Here is a 14,938-nt window from a genome sequence, read left to right as displayed (position 1 = left end):
CTGCGCAATTCACGCATTCAGCACACGGGGCTCGCGGCCTCATAGAACCGTTGCACCTGCGCAGCGTCGCAAAGCGCCGTGCCGCTCGTCAGCAGGGTTGCCGATGCCGCCGCCTGCGCAAGACGCGCCGCCGCCGCCAGCCCCTCGCCCCGGCGCAACGCCACGACCAGTCCCGCAAGAAAGCTATCGCCCGCGCCGGTCGCACTCGATACCGATACCGGCAGGGCCTTCACCCGCAGCGTTTCTTGAGCCGATACCAGCAGCGCGCCGTGTTCGCCGAGTGTGAGCGCAACGATTTCCGCGCGCCGCCGCGTCACGATCTCGCGCGCGGCGGCCAGTTGCGCGGCCTCGTCGGCGAGCGGCCGCCCCGCCAGCCCGGCCAGTTCGCCCAGGCTCGGCTTCACGAGATAGACGCCCGCCTCCAGCGCCAGCGCGAGCGGCGCGCCCGAGGTGTCGAGCACCACACGCGTGCCGCGCGCACGGGCCCGCTGCGCGAGATCCGCATAGGCCCGCGCCGGCAGTCCCGGCGGCAGGCTGCCGCTCATCACGAGGTAGCGCGGCGCGGGCACGAGCGCCTCGCACGCCGCCATGGCGCTCGCCCATTCGCCAGCCTCCACCGGCGCGCCGGGCAGCACGAAACGGAACTCGCGCCCGGTCGAGCGTTCTATCACCGAGAAGTTTTCCCGCGTTTCGCCCGCGACAGGCAGCCTTCGGCTGTCCACGCACTCGGCTGCAAGCAGTTGCTCCAGCAAGTCGCCCGTCACGCCGCCCGCGAGATACAGCGCGAGGCAGCGGGCCTGCGCGCCGTCGAGACGCTGGATCACGCGCGCGACATTGATGCCCCCGCCGCCCGGATAGCGGCTTGCCGCCTCGCAGCGCAGCTTGTGCGTATCGATCACGCGCTCCACCGCCGTCGACACATCGACGGCGGGATTGGCCGTCAGCGTCAAGATTTCGATCACGTTATCGACTCCGATCCGGTGCCAGGCGCTGTAGGCCGACGCCTACAGGCTCCAAAAACCACCTACATCAGTTTCAGCGCCGGCTCATTGGGACGCCTGGCCATGCCGTCCATACTGAAGACGTAGCGAAATCCGCTCGAACGTTTATCGCCCCTGGAGCGCCGTCATGCACACCGCCGAAAACCGTACGCCATCTCCCGTTCCGCTTGCCGGCGCGATTGCGATCGACGACGCCGATGCGCTGCTCGCGCTCGCGCGCTCCTCCGGCATGCTCGTCACGCTCGACGGCCAGATCGGCCGCGAAAAATACCAGAGCGTCGCGGGTTCGCTGCGGGCGTTCCAATGTTTTGCCGCCGCGCTGCGCGACGCGCTCAGCGCCGGCACCGCACGCTGAGAAGCGGCCGCGCAGCGCGGCCGCCATTGCTTCACTCCACGCTCAGATCGTCCACCACGGCGCGCACGCCCGGCGCGGCCCAGGCCGCGCCTCGCGCCACGGCGCGCTCGGCGAACGAATGCACCTTGCCGGACAGCCTCACCGTGCCTTCGTCGACCGTGACCTGAATATGCCGCGCCTCGCGGTCCGCATGACGGCGCATCGCTTCGAGAATGTCCTTGCTGATCTTGTCCGGCGCCACCGCATGCCGGACTTCGATGTGATTCACCACGCCCGCGACCCCGCGCAACTGTGCGACGGCGCGCGCGGCTGCCTGGCTCTGCCATGTCCAGTCCACCGCGCCGTTGAGCACGACGTGGCCGCGCTCGACCTGCACCTGCACCGCGCCCTCGCTCAGCCCGGCGGTCCAGTTCAGCACCGAGCCCGCGATGCGTGCGATGTCCGCATCGCTGCGCATGTCGTCGCCCGGCAAGCGCACATCCAGCTCGACCACCAGCGCGCGCACGCCGCCCACGCGCTGCGCCGCCTGCTCCGCCGCGATCTTTTCTCTCAGGCTCGCGAGATGGCCTGCAAGCGTCACGACGCCGTCCTTCACCTCCACGCCGATATTCGAAGCCGTGACCGCCGGCTCCCACTCCAGTTCCGCTTCCACGTCGTGCTTGAGCTGCAAATCGGTTTTCATCGCCGTCTCCATCGAAGCCGGTCCCGAACGGACCGTCGCTGCGAGCTTCGCATGGGGCGCAGCCGCGCGGCTGATCTGCATCAACTGGCGGGGGACGCCGGATTGGACGCCGGATTGGACGCCGGATTGGGCGCCGGATCGGGCGCCGGATCGGGCTTCGAATCGGACGCTAAATCGGACTTCGGCTTGCCGTCACTTGCCGTCCGGCGTTTCGGGTCATGCATGATCAATGCATGTGCATGCCGCCGTTGAGGGCGAAGTTGGCGCCCGTCGCGAATGCGCCGTCGTCGGAGCAGAGGTAGGCGATCAGCGACGCCACTTCTTCCGGACGCCCGAGCCGGCCCACCGGAATCTGCGGGAGGATGCGCTTTTCCATGATGTCCTGCGGCACGGCCTCCACCATCGCGGTCGCGAGATAGCCGGGCGAGACGGTGTTCACCGTGACGCCGTGCTTCGCGACTTCGAGCGCCAGCGACATCGTGAAGCCGTGCATGCCGGCCTTCGACGCCGCGTAATTGGTCTGACCAAACGCGCCGCGCGAACCGTTCACCGAGCTGATGTTCACGACGCGGCCAAAGCGCCGCTCCACCATGCCGGGAAGGAACTGCCGGGTGAGGTTGAAGACGCTGTCGAGATTCGTATGCATCACTTCGTCCCACTCGCGCTTCGTGAGCTTCATGAAGCTCGCGTCGCGCGTGATGCCGGCGTTGTTGATCAGGACGTCGACCGCGCCCAGTTGCGACAGGACCCGCTGCGCGCACTCGACGCATGAGTCGTAGCTCGCCACGTCGATCCCGAAAGCGTGGAACGTGCGGCCCGCCGCGCGCTCGCGATCCAGCCAGCGGATCACGTGATCGTTGTGCTCCGAATGCGAAACCGCGACCGTCAGGCCCGCATCGTGCAGCCTCCGGCTGATCGCCTCGCCCAGACCGCCCATCCCGCCGCTCACAAAAGCAACGCGTTCGCTACGCATGATCCATCCTCCTCGCAGATTGGCGACCGGCCGCGATTCGGCGCGGCCGGAACAAGGCCCCACTGTAGGTTCCGCCTTCGGCTCACGATTGACTCAAATCAATTGCGGGCGGGCTTCCGCGCCTAGACTGAGCCGCACGAGACACCGCTTCGGTGTTGCATTCCACCATGGAGCGCCGATCATGGAGTACCGCAACATCCTCGTTCATCTGGACGAAAGCGATAGCGCGCGCACGCGCCTCGAGGTCGCGCTGCGCGTTGCGAAGCGGCACGGCGCCCAGCTCAGCGCGCTGTTCGCGCCTGCCGTGCCGGAGCACGAGGTGGCCTACGCGTTCATTCTGGACGCCGAGTATTGGTCTCGATGCCGCGAAGAGCACGAAGCATGTCGCCGCTCGCTCGAGCATCACTTCTTCGCGCGGCTCGCCGAGGAAGAGTTGAAAGGCCATTGGCGCACCGCGAATCACGCGCAGCACGAGCTGCTGATGCGCGCCCGTTTCGCAGACCTGATCGTTCTGGGCCAGAGCGCCCCCGATGATCCCGACGCGTCGCTCGCCAACCGGCTGCAGGCGCGCGTGACGCTGAGCGCGGGACGGCCGGTCCTGTGGGTGCCCTATGCGGGGGGAGGCCCCACGGTGGGCGAGCGCATCATGGTCGCGTGGGACGCGGGCCAGTCGGCCACGCGCGCGCTGTATGACGCGCTGCCGTTCATGCGCCTGGCCGAGCGCACCGAGATCGTGACCTTCACGCCCTCGCGCAAGGACCGCGATCGCATTCCGGGCGCCGACATCGGCCTCGTTCTCGCGCGTCACGGACTCGAGGTGCGGGTCACGGAGTTACATCCGCCGCCAACCATCACGGTGGGCGACGCGCTGCTCGCGCACGCCGCCAAGACCGGCTGCGATCTGATCGTGATGGGCGCCTATGGCCACGCGCGCTGGAAAGAGCTTCTGCTCGGCGGCGTGACGCAGACGGTGCTCGGCTCGATGCCGGTGCCGGTGCTGATGTCGCATTGAGCGGACCGCTCGCCATTGACATTCAGGGAAACCGCCATGGGCTACAAGACTCTGCTCGTCCATCTCGACGATTCGGCGCGGCGCGAAACGCGTCTGGCACTCGCGCTCGATCTTGCCGTGCGCTTCGACGCGCACCTCATCGGGCTGTATCTGCCGATGCCCTATCCGCACGCGCCAGTGATGGGCGGCGAGCAGGCGCTGGAGCGCCGCGAGCAGGCGCAAGCCGCGTTTATCGATGCCGGCGTGCATGCGGGCTGCAGGGTCGAATGGCGCGCGCCGCAACCCGGCGACACCGGGACCGCGGTGCTGCACGCCCGTCACGCCGACCTGCTCGTGCTCGGACAGTACGCGCGCGGCGACTTCGCGATCGACCCGTCCAGCGACTTCGTCGCCGATCTCCTGATGACGGCCGCGAGGCCCGCCATCGTCGTGCCGCATTCCGGAGCGTTCCCGACCATCGCGCAAAACATCCTGATCGCCTGGGACGGCGGCCGCGAAGCGGCGCGAGCGGCAGCGGATGCCTTGCCGCTATTGCGCAGCGCCAGTTGCGTCTCGATCGAGGTGGTCGCCGCGCGTCACGGCGCCAAACGCGTGCAGGCTGAAGTAGAGGCGGCCGATGCCGCGGCATGGCTGGATCTGCACGACGTCAGCGCATCGTTTCACGAAAGCCCCCGCGAACTGGGCGTCAGGACGAGCACGGCGCTGCTGGGCCGGGCGAGCGATCTGCGCGCCGACCTGATCGTGGCGGGCGCTTACGCGCATTCGCGCATTCACGAGCGCGTGCTGGGCGGCGTGACGCGCAACCTGCTTGAAGCCATGACGGTGCCGGTCTTGATGTCCCACTGACGATGTCCCACCGATTCACCTTTGCGCGGCGGCGCGTCTTGCCGGCAGCCGCGCGTCTACCCGACGGGAGCTGATCATGCTCGACAATCCAGCCGCCATCGCTGCCATCGCCGCCAGAGACCGTGCCCGCCAGACAGCACCCGAGGATGCCCTTGCGGACGCACCCGGCGACACGCACGCGTTCACCATGCGCTTCGCCGCGCGTCACGCGACGCTTGCGCCGTCGAGCCACAACAGCCAGCCCTGGCGCTTCGTGCTCGGCGCGGACCGCGTGATGCTGTGCGCGGACCGGCTGCGCGCGCTGCCCGTGGTGGACCCGTACGACCGCGAACTCATCATCAGTTGCGGCGCTGCGCTCTTCAATCTGCGCGTGGCGATCGCGAGCCTCGGCATGGGCTACGCGATCACCCTGTTCCCGTCGAGCACCGATCCCGATCTGCTCGCCGAGGTGCGTCTGCTGCGCGAGCGCACCACCGCGCCGGAGCTGGCTGCCCTCGTGGGCGCGATTTACGAGCGGGTCACGACGCGCCATCCGTTCTCCGCCGAGCCCGTCGACGCCACCATCGAGCAGCACCTGATGGATGCCGCGCGCGCCGAGGGTGTCGAAGTCGCCTGCGTGAGCGAGAGCGAGCCGCGCAACGCAGTCGCCGGCCTCATCGCCGAGGCCGACCGGCAGCAGTTCGCCGATCCGCGCTTCAGGCGCGAGCTCGCCAAGTGGATCCATCCGCGCCGCACCGACGACGGCATGCCGACTTACGCGGCCGGACTCGGCGGCCTGCTCGATTTCGCGAAACCGCTCGTGGCCTCGGCGATCCGCACGTTCGATCTCGGCGGCGGCGTGGCCGCCACGCATCACGACCTGGCGGCAGGTTCGCCGCTGCTGCTGTGTCTCGCGACCGGCGTGGACAATGCGCAGGCGTGGCTCGCCACGGGCCAGGCTCTCGAACGGGTGTTGTTGCTGGCGACCCTCCACGGCCTGTGCGCTTCGTATCTGAACCAGCCCATCGAAGTCCCGGAGCTGCGTCCCCGGCTCGGCGCCCTGATGGGGCTGGAGGGTCCGTACTTCCCGCAGCTGCTGTTGCGCATCGGTCACGGAACGCCCGACGCGGCGACGCCGCGACGCCCGCTCGAAGCGGTGATGTCCTGAGCCTGAGCGCGCGCTTGTTCGCGGGGTGGTCCGCCGCCGCACGCCGCCGAAATTTGCCTGACGGCTCCGGACCCGCGGCCCCGAACCCGGCGCGCCCCGACTCGTTCATTGCGCGCCGCCCACCTCGCGCGCGAATTCGAGCTGGGCCTCGCGCAACTGCTCCGCGCAGGACCGGTAGAGCCATCCCGGCCCGTTGCCGGTGCTGTACATGCCCCGGCACATGCCCTTCAGGCGAACGGTCGTTGCGCCGTCGGCCGCGGTCTCGCGCACGGCCCAAAAGTACGCCACGCCGAATTCGTGAGGCATGCGCGTTTCGATCGTCTCGTCGGTGATCCGCTCGATCCGCGTGGGCGAATGCAACTGGACGAACACCCGCGCGCGGCTCCAGGCCCGCGCACAATCGTCGGGCGCCGCGCAATGGACCGCCGCCTGCTCGCGCGCCGCCTGCAGGCCGGTTTCCGTATGACGAAAGGCCTCGCGGGTCGCGTCGGTGGCGCATGCCGCAAGCAGTGCCGTGAGCAAGACCAGAGCCCGGCGCACACTCGATCCATGGTTCATCGCAGGGACTCCCAACCGAAAGCCGGCTCGCGACGGCGAGCCGCACGCCCCAATGTATGAATCGTCCGGTCGAGCCCGATTGATCTCGCTCAATCCATGCCCTCGCCCGCCAATGGTTTCCAACCCTGATCCAGGTCAATTGCGTGGCGGCGAAGCGCGCTCCAATGAACACCAGACGCACCTTGGGGTGCATGGCGAGGAGAGCATGATGAAGCTGACTTTTCTGGGCGCGGCGCAGACGGTCACGGGCTCGCGCTATCTGCTGGAAGCGCAAGGCAAGCGGGTGTTGATCGACTGCGGGCTGTTCCAGGGCACCAAGAACCTGCGGCTGCGCAACTGGGAGCCGTTGCCGTTTCCGGCCGATACGCTCGACGCCGTCATCCTCACGCATGCGCATATCGATCACTGCGGCTATCTGCCGGTGCTGGCGCGCAATGGCTTCCGCGGACCGGTCTATTGCACGCCGGGCACCGCCGATCTGTGCGAAGTCATGCTGCGCGACAGCGCGCGCCTGCAGGAGGAGGACGCCGCGTTCGCGAACCGCCACGGCTTTTCGAAGCACCATCCCGCGCTGCCGCTCTACACGCTCGAAGACGCCGAAGCGGCGCTGCGGCTCATCGGCGCGCGCGAGTTCGATGCGCCGGTCTCGCTCGGCGAGAATCTCACGTTCCGCTTTCTGCCTGCCGGGCATATCCTCGGCGCCGCGAGCGTCGTGCTGTGCAGCGGGCATACGGTGCTTGCGTTCTCCGGCGACCTCGGACGCCCCGACGATCCGCTCATGCGCGCGCCGGTGCCGCCCGTGCACGCCGACTATCTCGTGGTCGAGTCGACCTATGGCGACCGGCTGCACGCCGCCCTCAATCCCGAAGACGAACTCGCCGATGTATTCGCGCGCACCTTTGCGCGCGGCGGCCTCGTGGTGATGCCCTGCTTCGCGGTCGGGCGCGCCCAGGAGGTGCTGTACTACATCGCGCACCTCAAGGAGGCGGGGCGCATGGCGAACGTGCCGGTCTATCTCGACAGCCCGATGGCGATCAGCGTCACTGAGCTCTATCGGCACCATATGCGCGAGCACAAGCTGACCATCTCGCAGCTGCACGCCATCGACCACGCGGCGTTCATGACGCGCAGTGTCGACGACTCGAAGGCCATCGCTTCGCGCAACGGGCCGATGGTCATCATCGCGGGCAGCGGCATGGCCACGGGCGGGCGTGTGCTGCATCACCTGAATCTCTATGCGTCCGACCCGCGCAACACCATCGCGCTGGTGGGCTACCAGGCGCCCGGCACGCGCGGCGCGGCGCTCGAAGCGCACGCGCCGGCCATCAAGCTGCACGGCGACTACGTGCGCGTGCGCGCCGAAATCGCCTCGATCTCGTCGCTGTCGGCGCATGCGGACTACCGGGAGACGTTGCGCTGGCTGGCCGGCATGACGTGCCCGCCCACCCGCACCTTCGTGACGCACGGCGAACCTGCCGCGGCCGACGCGCTGCGCCGGCGCATCGCGGAAACGCTGCACTGGGACTGCTGCGTGCCGGAGCAAGGCCAGACGATCGAACTTCCCGAGAACCCCGCTCGCACCCTTCCATGCCCGCTCCGCGAAGCCGCGGATGCCACGGATGCCGCGCGGCCAGTAGCCTGAGCGGGCTGCGCCGGACCGGCGCGCGCCCGCCCCCCGGGCGGGATTGCGCGCCGCGCCGCACAACGCGCAAGTTTTTCCAGACACGCGCGGGCGCTGCACATAAAATTCTGTCAGGCAGCCCCTGCGATGTCGGGCAGCGGGCGTTCTCCCATGAAGCCGCTACTTTCCCAATGTGAATGGCTCACGCACCCGTTCCATACAAGCGTCATTTCGTTCTGGACCGTTTCCATGAGCACAGGCGCTAAGCCGCACGAAAGCGCCGCCCGCGGCGCGGCGCGCAGGCGCCTTGCCCAGATTCGCCAGCCGGCCGTGGCATCGGCGCTGGCATTCGTCGTCGTTTTGACGCTCGCGCTCGTCGTCGCGGCGTTTGTTGCGCAGCAGTGGCAGACCGCCGCCGGGCAGCGCTTTGCCCGCCGCGCGTCCGCGCTGCGCGAGACCGTCGCACAGGCGCTTGTCGCCGACGAAGCCATGCTGCGCGGCGCGCGCGGATGGCTCGCGCAGAACCCCGTTCCCAATGCCGAGGACTGGCAGCGCGAGGTCGGCGCCGCCGATCTGGAAAACTCGCGCCTCGCAGTCGTTGCCATGGGCTATTTTTCGCAATCGTCCGTCCCCCCCTCCGGCGCGCAACACGCGGCGCCCGCGCAGCCCGATGCCACTGCGCTGTGGGCCGGGATCGCCGCCGAACCCGGCAATGTGCGGCTCCAGAGCGTCGCCAGCGTGGTGGCGCGCCGCTACGCCGTGCAAACCGGCAAGGCCGGGCTCACTGCCGAGCCGGCCTCGGACGGCGTCCCGCCTCGCCTGATGCTTTATCTGCCCGTCTACGCCTCGCGGGGTGCTGCGCACGACGCGCAGCAGCCGCCCGCGGGATTCGCCGTGGCAGTGCTCGACGCACGGCGGCTCTTCGAGCCGATACTCGCCGCCCAGCCGGATCTCGCGCTAACCGTCCATGCCGCGCAGCCGGCTGCCGAGGTGTTCCGCAGCGCCCCGACCGAAGGCGCCGAAGTCATGCCCGGCGCGCGCTTCGAGCACCGCGCCACCCTCGCGTTCGGCGGCGCCACGCTCACGCTCGATGCGAGCACGGACGGCAGCCCGTTCGTCACGGGCGCGGCCACCTGCGCCGCGGCCGTTCTGCTCGCCGGCGCCGCCGCGGCCGCGCTCTGCGCGTGGCTCGCCTACCGTCTCGCCAGTGCGGCTGCGGCTCCGGCTGTCGTGCCCGATCCGGCCAGCACGGACGCCAGTCTGAACGAAGCGCGCATGATGGGCATCATCCGGTCGTCGATGGAGGCCATCATCACCGTGGACGAAGCGCAGCGCGTGGTGATCTTCAATCCGGCCGCCGAGTTCATCTTCGGGCTCTCCGCCATGGAAGCGATCGGCGCGCCGCTTGCACGCTTCATTCCCGAACGCTTTCGCTCGGCCCACGAGCACCACGTCGACCAGTTCGGCGCCACGGGCGTCACCGAGCGCCAGATGGGCCGCCAGCAGCGCGTGCTGTTCGGCCTGCGCGCCAACGGCGAGGAATTTCCCATCGAAGCATCGATTTCGCAGATCCGCGACGCCTCCGGCAAGCTCTACACGGTCATGCTGCGCGACATCACGGAACGGCTGCGCGCGGAGAACTCGCTCAAGCGCTCGCGCGAAGAGCTGCGCGAGCTCTCGGCCAACCTGCAGAACGTGCGCGAAGCCGAAAAAACGCGTATCGCCCGCGAGCTCCACGACGATCTCGGCCAGCGGCTCACGGCGCTCAAGATCGATCTCTCCGCGCTCGCGCACCGGCTCGGCGCCGCCGCCGTCGGCGAGGACATCGCCGGGCGCCTCGACGGCATGAGCAAGCTGATCGATTCGACCGTACGGGCGGTGCGCCGCATCGCCGCCGACCTGCGCCCCGTGATGCTCGACGACCTCGGGCTCGTGCCGGCCATCGAATGGCTCGCGAACGATTTCACGAGCCGCTACGGCATCGACGTGCAGCGGCACATCCACACCGCTGACACGGCGTTCTCGAGCGCAGCGGCCTCGGCGCTCTTTCGCATCATTCAGGAAGCGCTCACCAACGTCGCGCGCCACGCCGAAGCCAGCGTCGTCATCCTGAACCTCGAAGTCCACGGCCAGCAGTGCATCCTGAGCATTGTCGACAATGGCCGCGGCGCCCAGGACGACCCCGGCAACCCGCTGAGCCGCACCCGCCACGACAAATCGTTCGGATTGCTGGGCATTCGCGAGCGCGCGCACATGTTCAATGGGGTCGTCGAGATCGATACGGCTCCCGGCGAAGGCTTTGCCATTTCCATCACCTTCGAGCTCGACGCCCTCGTGTCAGAGGAGACCGCTTCATGATCAAGGTGATCCTCGCCGACGACCACACGCTCGTGCGCGATGGCCTGCGCCGCATCCTTGAGGACGCCCACGATTTCGAAATCGTGGGCGAGGGCTGCGACGGCGCCACCACGCTCGCGCTGGTGCGCGAGCGCGCCGCCAAGGTGCTGGTGCTCGACCTTTCCATGCCGGGGCGCAGCGGCGTGGATCTCATCAAGCAGATCAAGGACGAACAGCCGGCGCTGCGCATTCTCGTGCTGACCATGCACGCCGAGCAGCAATACGCGGTGCGCGCGTTCAAGGCCGGCGCGTCGGGCTATCTCACCAAGGAAAGCGCCAGCGCGGAACTCGTGAACGCCGTGACGAAAGTCGCCACGGGCGGCGTCTACGTGAGCATGGCCATGGCCGAGCGCTTCGCGCAAAGCCTGAACGAGCCCGCCGACACGCTGCCGCATCAGCGGCTCTCCGACCGCGAGTTCGAGGTGTTCCGGCGCCTCGCCAACGGTGAATCCATCGGCCAGATCGCCCAGGCGCTCTGCGTGAGCGCGAAGACCGTCAGCACCTACAAGGTGCGCATTCTCGAAAAGATGGAGATGCCCCACGAGGCCGCCCTCGTGCGCTATGCCCTGCGCCACAAGCTGCTCGACGATGAGGACGAGCCCTGAGCCTTGCCAGAGGTGCATCGCCACAGGGCTCAGCGTCGCGATGCCGCACGTCTGTAGGAATTGCCCTACACAACTTCTATCCTGCGTACGCTGCTTTCCATCGCCGCCGATTTATTTCCGAGATGGCGTCGCCGATACTGCCTGCATGGAAGCCAAACTGATTCGCCCGAAGCTGCGTGAATCCCACGCACAGCTCGCGCGATGAACTGGAGACTGTCATGTATGCCGAGCCTGCCTGCGATTCCTCCGTGCCTGCTTCTGCGGCGCTGCCCTGGCCAGTGATTACGCTGCAGCCCGCAGTGCGGGAAGCGGCCCCGCGCCACCCGGCCTCGCGCTGCTCCACCTGCTCGCTGCGCGCGGTCTGCATGCCCGCCGATCTCACCACCGCCGAGCTTCAGCAACTGGATACCGTGGTCCTAACGACCCGCAACGTGCGTCGCGGCGAAACCCTGTTTCGCACCCACGACGCATTCCAGAGCCTGTACGCCGTGCGCACCGGCTCGTTCAAGACGGTCGTCATGCATCGCGACGGCCGCGAGCAGGTCACGGGCTTCCAGATTCCCGGCGAGCCGCTCGGCCTCGACGGCGTATGCGCCGGCACGCACAACTGCGACGCGATCGCGCTCGAAGACAGCACGGTCTGCATCATTCCGTTCGGCCAGTTCGAGACGCTCTGCCGCGAAAGCCGCCGCATGCAACGCCATCTCTACCAGTTGATGAGCGGCGAAATCGTGCGCGAATCGAGCCTCATGATGCTGCTCGGCACGATGACCGCGGAGCAGCGCCTGGCGGCCTTCCTGCTCGATCTCGCTGCGCGCTTTCGCACGCGCGGCTACTCCGGCGCGCAGTTCAATCTGAAGATGAGCCGCGAGGAAATCGGCTGCTTTCTCGGCATGAAACTCGAGACCGTGAGCCGGATGTTTTCGCGCTTTCACCGGGACGGGCTGGTCGAGCCGGCCGGCAAGCAGATCCGCATCGTCGATTCGGAAGGTCTCGCGCGCGTGTGATCCGCGCCGCGCTTATCGGATTGATCCAGCGATTGACGCGGCGATTGAATCAGCATCGACCCAGCGATTGACCAAGGTCAACGGCATGGCGCCCGCCAATGGGAGCATGGGCCGAGACAGCCAGCCTTTGCGGCCCGAGCGCCGCCCCAAGGAGACCCGCCATGCCTAGCCAACGCATCCCCGCCGCCACGCCAGCCGCTATCCCGGCCGCTACCCCGGCCGCCATTGCGCGGCGGCGCGAGCCGGGCCGGCTTCCGGTTCGCGCGATCCTCGTGGGCGCGGCCGCGGCGCTGGCGGTTTTTCTGCCGGCGGCCAGCGCGTTCGCCGAGCTTGTTGCTGAGCCGACCGATCTCGTCGATCAGCAGCACTGCATGTTCTGCCATACGTCGGACGAACCCTTTCTCGCGCCATCGTTCCACCAGATCGCGGAGCGCTACCGCAACCAGCCCAACGCAACCACGATGCTGGTGGAGAAGCTCCGGCACGGCGGCAAGGCGCACTGGGGCGACATGGCCATGCCGTTGCCCGAGGATCGCGGCGGCCCGCTTTCGGCCGCGGACGCCCGCAAGCTCGTCCAGTGGGTGCTGAGCCAGTAGCCAGGCAGCCGATAGTCCAATAGCCGATAAGGCCAGTCAACCCGTGCCAGGCAAGCCGCGTTCTCGCGGCCGCAAACGCACGCGGAACGATCCGGCATCGCCCGATCCCCGCCCTCTCAATTTCAATGATCGCGCCGCATGCGGCCGTCTTGCGCCGCGCAGCCCGAAGTGCCGGCCCGTCGCAACTCGTGCTCGGCGGCATCGAAGACTTCGCGCATGGCGGCGATCGGATCTTCGCCGGTGCTATGAACGATGGGCTTGAGTTCGCTCGCAGCGGAAAGCAGATCGAGCCGCACATCGTAGACGTCTGCATGACCCGACTTGCGCACCGACTCGATGGCGAGATGACAGGCTTTGAGCAAGCCGCTGAAGCGCTCGAGACGCAATAGCTGCACGCCGGCTTCCGCCTCGATGGCAGCGGTGCCCGCAAAGCCCAGATACACAATTTGCATTCCCAGTCCCATCGCACTGGCTCCCCTGCCTCGTCCTGCTCTTGAGCTTCCGGCCTTGCCGCGGCCTATACGCGAAACGCATGCAGGTTCTTGAGATCGACCCACAACATGCCTTCGCGCAGGCCGTCCAGCACTGCGGCGGCCTCCGTGTCGAAGGTTCGATGATGCGCGAACGCATGGCCAAACGGCTGCTCCGGCTCGCTCTGCGTAATGCTGATATGGCAGGCAAAACCGCCGTGCGGCGCGGGCGACGTGATCGCTTCGACGATCCATGTGCCCGAGTTGACTGTGCCCTTGAGTGTCATGACCTCGATCTCCGTCCCGCGCTGGTGGCGCGTCTGGTGGCGTAAGCAATGGCGTACGTGGCGGCGTACATAGCGGCTCGCGTCATCGGCCACAAACGCGGAATATGCCGCTGTGCAGCAGGATCGGCACGCCGTGGGTGGCTTCGATCAGCGAGGCCGCGGCGTCCTCGATGGCGCCGCGATGCTCGCAGAATGCCGAGACGAGATCCGTCTCGCGGATCGACGCCGCGCCGAAATGGTCTTCGAGCGCCTCGGCGGTAATGCCACACTGGATCCGCTTGCCGTCCACATGAACCGGGAACACCAGGGTGTAGCACTCCGCATCGTACTGGGGCGCTACCCGCGGGAACGAAATTTCCATGACCAGTTCTCCTCACCGCGCCAGCGACAAACCATTCCAGCTAGCGATTAAATTCAGGATAAGGTTCGGCGTGCTGCGCCCGTTGACGCATATCAATTCAATGGATGCCGCTCACGCCCGCGAGCGACGCTTGTCCTGAAAGCTGCGGCACGAGCAGCAGCGGCAATACGGTACGTTGCGCGACCTCGGCCGCGACGCTCCCGAAGCGCCACCGCCCGCCCTCGTGGCCGCCGCGCGTGCCCACTACCAGCAGGTCGGCGCGCCATTGCAGCGCGGCCTCGACGATCGCGTGCGCAGCGGCGTCGCCATCGTGCCGCGCCGGCAGAACGACCGCTTCGAAGTCTTCGGGATGCCGCGCCGACGCCGGGTCGCAGGCCAGATAGCCCACCCGCAGCGCAGCGCCGGCGAACGCGACGCGCGCGGCTTGCCGAACCGCAACAGCCGACGCGGCGCTCCCGTCACTCGCGACGAAAATGCGCTGCGGCGGCACCTGGCATCGGCGCGCGAAAGGCTGCGGCAGCACCAGCACGGCACACGCCGACAAACCCGCGAGCGCGACCGGATCCGAGGGCGCGCCAATCGCGAGATCCGCTTGCCAGGCGCGCATGGCGCGCGCGAACGCTTCTGTCTGCCCCTCGCCCTCGCTCGGCTCGAGGATCTCCGGATGGGCCTCGATGCCGCGCAGCGCGAGCGTCTCGCAGGCCGCGTCGACGGTCGCGCTCCGGAGGATCCGCTTGACGGCATCTTGCTCGGCCCGGGTTCCCGCGCCTGCCTCCGAAGGCCCAGGCGCCATTGCCGCGAAGCACACGTGCACGCGCGCACCGTGCTGTGCCCAGCCGGCCACGCAGTCGAGCAGCGAAGCCGCATGCTCACGCCCAGTCATCAGGACAACTATGCGTGAGAACGGCGCAACGACCGGCATGTCGATCGATCGAGTGGCCGAATGTCTCATTTTTGACTCCCCGGCACAAGCGCGCGCCGTCCCGTGCCGGCGCGCGCCTTGTGCGTATTGCGGATGGC

The 14,938-nt window shown here is 68.1% G+C and carries 17 protein-coding genes; 9 read left to right on the top strand and 8 right to left on the bottom strand.

Annotated elements, in window-relative coordinates:
* Positions 1 to 17: 17 nt before the first annotated feature.
* Positions 18 to 962 (bottom strand): 1-phosphofructokinase family hexose kinase, encoded by a 945-nt coding sequence (locus P5W99_RS19315; protein WP_421026739.1) that lies wholly within the window; start codon positions 960 to 962, stop codon positions 18 to 20.
* A gap of 166 nt (positions 963 to 1,128) precedes the next feature.
* Here P5W99_RS19315 and P5W99_RS19310 point away from each other — a divergent pair, with 166 nt between their 5' ends.
* Positions 1,129 to 1,356: a hypothetical protein gene (locus tag P5W99_RS19310; RefSeq protein ID WP_421026738.1), complete on the top strand. Its 228-nt coding sequence runs from the start codon at positions 1,129 to 1,131 to the stop codon at positions 1,354 to 1,356.
* A 31-nt stretch (positions 1,357 to 1,387) separates the two neighbouring features.
* On the opposite strand, the gene P5W99_RS19305 is transcribed toward P5W99_RS19310, so the two are convergent.
* A complete protein-coding gene (locus P5W99_RS19305; RefSeq protein WP_421026737.1) occupies positions 1,388 to 2,038 on the bottom strand; it encodes a BON domain-containing protein in 651 nt (216 codons plus the stop codon).
* Between the two features lie 226 nt (positions 2,039 to 2,264).
* Complete coding sequence (gene phbB / locus P5W99_RS19300; RefSeq protein WP_421026736.1) at positions 2,265 to 3,011, bottom strand: acetoacetyl-CoA reductase; 747 nt, start codon at positions 3,009 to 3,011, stop codon at positions 2,265 to 2,267.
* A 181-nt stretch (positions 3,012 to 3,192) separates the two neighbouring features.
* On the opposite strand from phbB, the gene P5W99_RS19295 reads away from it, so the two are divergent.
* The 3 genes from P5W99_RS19295 (at position 3,193) to P5W99_RS19285 (ending at position 6,016) form a co-directional block, all read left to right on the top strand.
* Positions 3,193 to 4,023 carry a universal stress protein gene (locus tag P5W99_RS19295; protein WP_421026735.1) on the top strand — a complete coding sequence of 277 codons (831 nt, stop codon included), beginning with the start codon at positions 3,193 to 3,195 and terminating at the stop codon, positions 4,021 to 4,023.
* A gap of 36 nt (positions 4,024 to 4,059) precedes the next feature.
* Positions 4,060 to 4,869: a universal stress protein gene (locus P5W99_RS19290; RefSeq protein ID WP_421026734.1), complete on the top strand. Its 810-nt coding sequence runs from the start codon at positions 4,060 to 4,062 to the stop codon at positions 4,867 to 4,869.
* A gap of 76 nt (positions 4,870 to 4,945) precedes the next feature.
* Positions 4,946 to 6,016 carry an Acg family FMN-binding oxidoreductase gene (locus tag P5W99_RS19285; protein ID WP_421026733.1) on the top strand — a complete coding sequence of 357 codons (1,071 nt, stop codon included), beginning with the start codon at positions 4,946 to 4,948 and terminating at the stop codon, positions 6,014 to 6,016.
* Between the two features lie 105 nt (positions 6,017 to 6,121).
* On the opposite strand, the gene P5W99_RS19280 is transcribed toward P5W99_RS19285, so the two are convergent.
* Positions 6,122 to 6,574 carry a hypothetical protein gene (locus P5W99_RS19280; protein ID WP_421026732.1) on the bottom strand — a complete coding sequence of 151 codons (453 nt, stop codon included), beginning with the start codon at positions 6,572 to 6,574 and terminating at the stop codon, positions 6,122 to 6,124.
* 208 nt (positions 6,575 to 6,782) lie between these two features.
* Here P5W99_RS19280 and P5W99_RS19275 point away from each other — a divergent pair, with 208 nt between their 5' ends.
* The 5 genes from P5W99_RS19275 (at position 6,783) to P5W99_RS19255 (ending at position 12,800) form a co-directional block, all read left to right on the top strand.
* Positions 6,783 to 8,216, top strand: coding sequence for an MBL fold metallo-hydrolase RNA specificity domain-containing protein (locus tag P5W99_RS19275; protein WP_421027087.1), 1,434 nt, complete (start codon positions 6,783 to 6,785; stop codon positions 8,214 to 8,216).
* 228 nt (positions 8,217 to 8,444) lie between these two features.
* Positions 8,445 to 10,553, top strand: a complete 2,109-nt coding sequence (locus P5W99_RS19270; RefSeq protein WP_421026731.1) for a PAS domain S-box protein — start codon at positions 8,445 to 8,447, stop codon at positions 10,551 to 10,553.
* Positions 10,550 to 11,197, top strand: coding sequence for a response regulator (locus tag P5W99_RS19265; protein WP_421026730.1), 648 nt, complete (start codon positions 10,550 to 10,552; stop codon positions 11,195 to 11,197). The genes P5W99_RS19270 and P5W99_RS19265 overlap by 4 nt, the downstream gene beginning before the upstream one ends.
* A gap of 218 nt (positions 11,198 to 11,415) precedes the next feature.
* Positions 11,416 to 12,204 (top strand): helix-turn-helix domain-containing protein, encoded by a 789-nt coding sequence (locus P5W99_RS19260; RefSeq protein WP_421026729.1) that lies wholly within the window; start codon positions 11,416 to 11,418, stop codon positions 12,202 to 12,204.
* 272 nt (positions 12,205 to 12,476) lie between these two features.
* Positions 12,477 to 12,800 (top strand): c-type cytochrome, encoded by a 324-nt coding sequence (locus P5W99_RS19255; RefSeq protein WP_421027086.1) that lies wholly within the window; start codon positions 12,477 to 12,479, stop codon positions 12,798 to 12,800.
* A gap of 122 nt (positions 12,801 to 12,922) precedes the next feature.
* On the opposite strand, the gene P5W99_RS19250 is transcribed toward P5W99_RS19255, so the two are convergent.
* From P5W99_RS19250 to P5W99_RS19235, 4 genes are all read right to left on the bottom strand, one after another.
* On the bottom strand, positions 12,923 to 13,252 hold the full coding sequence (locus P5W99_RS19250) for a hypothetical protein (protein WP_421026728.1): 330 nt from the start codon (positions 13,250 to 13,252) through the stop codon (positions 12,923 to 12,925).
* A 65-nt stretch (positions 13,253 to 13,317) separates the two neighbouring features.
* Positions 13,318 to 13,557 carry a hypothetical protein gene (locus P5W99_RS19245; protein ID WP_421026727.1) on the bottom strand — a complete coding sequence of 80 codons (240 nt, stop codon included), beginning with the start codon at positions 13,555 to 13,557 and terminating at the stop codon, positions 13,318 to 13,320.
* 82 nt (positions 13,558 to 13,639) lie between these two features.
* The gene (locus tag P5W99_RS19240; protein ID WP_421026726.1) at positions 13,640 to 13,918 is read right to left on the bottom strand and encodes a DUF1488 domain-containing protein; all 279 of its coding nucleotides are present in this window, start codon (positions 13,916 to 13,918) and stop codon (positions 13,640 to 13,642) included.
* Positions 13,919 to 14,015: 97 nt separating this feature from the next.
* Entirely contained in the window at positions 14,016 to 14,870 is an 855-nt protein-coding gene (locus P5W99_RS19235) for a universal stress protein (RefSeq protein ID WP_421026725.1), read from the bottom strand.
* Between the last annotated feature and the right edge of the window lie 68 nt (positions 14,871 to 14,938).

The sequence above is a fragment of the Paraburkholderia sp. A3BS-1L genome, assembly GCF_051125215.1.
Taxonomy (GTDB): Bacteria; Pseudomonadota; Gammaproteobacteria; order Burkholderiales; family Burkholderiaceae; genus Paraburkholderia.
Note: the sequence above shows the minus strand (reverse complement) of the source record. Positions and strands in the feature narration are given on the sequence as shown.

Bases quoted from the DNA above. Each gene is read 5' to 3' on its own strand.
- P5W99_RS19260 (WP_421026729.1), top strand. From the start codon at position 11,416: ATGTATGCCGAGCCTGCCTGCGATTCCTCCGTGCCTGCTTCTGCGGCG.
- P5W99_RS19310 (WP_421026738.1), top strand. From the start codon at position 1,129: ATGCACACCGCCGAAAACCGTACGCCATCTCCCGTTCCGCTTGCCGGC.
- P5W99_RS19285 (WP_421026733.1), top strand. From the start codon at position 4,946: ATGCTCGACAATCCAGCCGCCATCGCTGCCATCGCCGCCAGAGACCGT.
- phbB (WP_421026736.1), bottom strand. From the start codon at position 3,011: ATGCGTAGCGAACGCGTTGCTTTTGTGAGCGGCGGGATGGGCGGTCTG.
- P5W99_RS19235 (WP_421026725.1), bottom strand. From the start codon at position 14,870: ATGAGACATTCGGCCACTCGATCGATCGACATGCCGGTCGTTGCGCCG.
- P5W99_RS19305 (WP_421026737.1), bottom strand. From the start codon at position 2,038: ATGAAAACCGATTTGCAGCTCAAGCACGACGTGGAAGCGGAACTGGAG.
- P5W99_RS19295 (WP_421026735.1), top strand. From the start codon at position 3,193: ATGGAGTACCGCAACATCCTCGTTCATCTGGACGAAAGCGATAGCGCG.
- P5W99_RS19280 (WP_421026732.1), bottom strand. From the start codon at position 6,574: ATGAACCATGGATCGAGTGTGCGCCGGGCTCTGGTCTTGCTCACGGCA.
- P5W99_RS19275 (WP_421027087.1), top strand. From the start codon at position 6,783: ATGAAGCTGACTTTTCTGGGCGCGGCGCAGACGGTCACGGGCTCGCGC.
- P5W99_RS19270 (WP_421026731.1), top strand. From the start codon at position 8,445: ATGAGCACAGGCGCTAAGCCGCACGAAAGCGCCGCCCGCGGCGCGGCG.
- P5W99_RS19265 (WP_421026730.1), top strand. From the start codon at position 10,550: ATGATCAAGGTGATCCTCGCCGACGACCACACGCTCGTGCGCGATGGC.
- P5W99_RS19250 (WP_421026728.1), bottom strand. From the start codon at position 13,252: ATGCAAATTGTGTATCTGGGCTTTGCGGGCACCGCTGCCATCGAGGCG.
- P5W99_RS19240 (WP_421026726.1), bottom strand. From the start codon at position 13,918: ATGGAAATTTCGTTCCCGCGGGTAGCGCCCCAGTACGATGCGGAGTGC.
- P5W99_RS19290 (WP_421026734.1), top strand. From the start codon at position 4,060: ATGGGCTACAAGACTCTGCTCGTCCATCTCGACGATTCGGCGCGGCGC.
- P5W99_RS19245 (WP_421026727.1), bottom strand. From the start codon at position 13,557: ATGACACTCAAGGGCACAGTCAACTCGGGCACATGGATCGTCGAAGCG.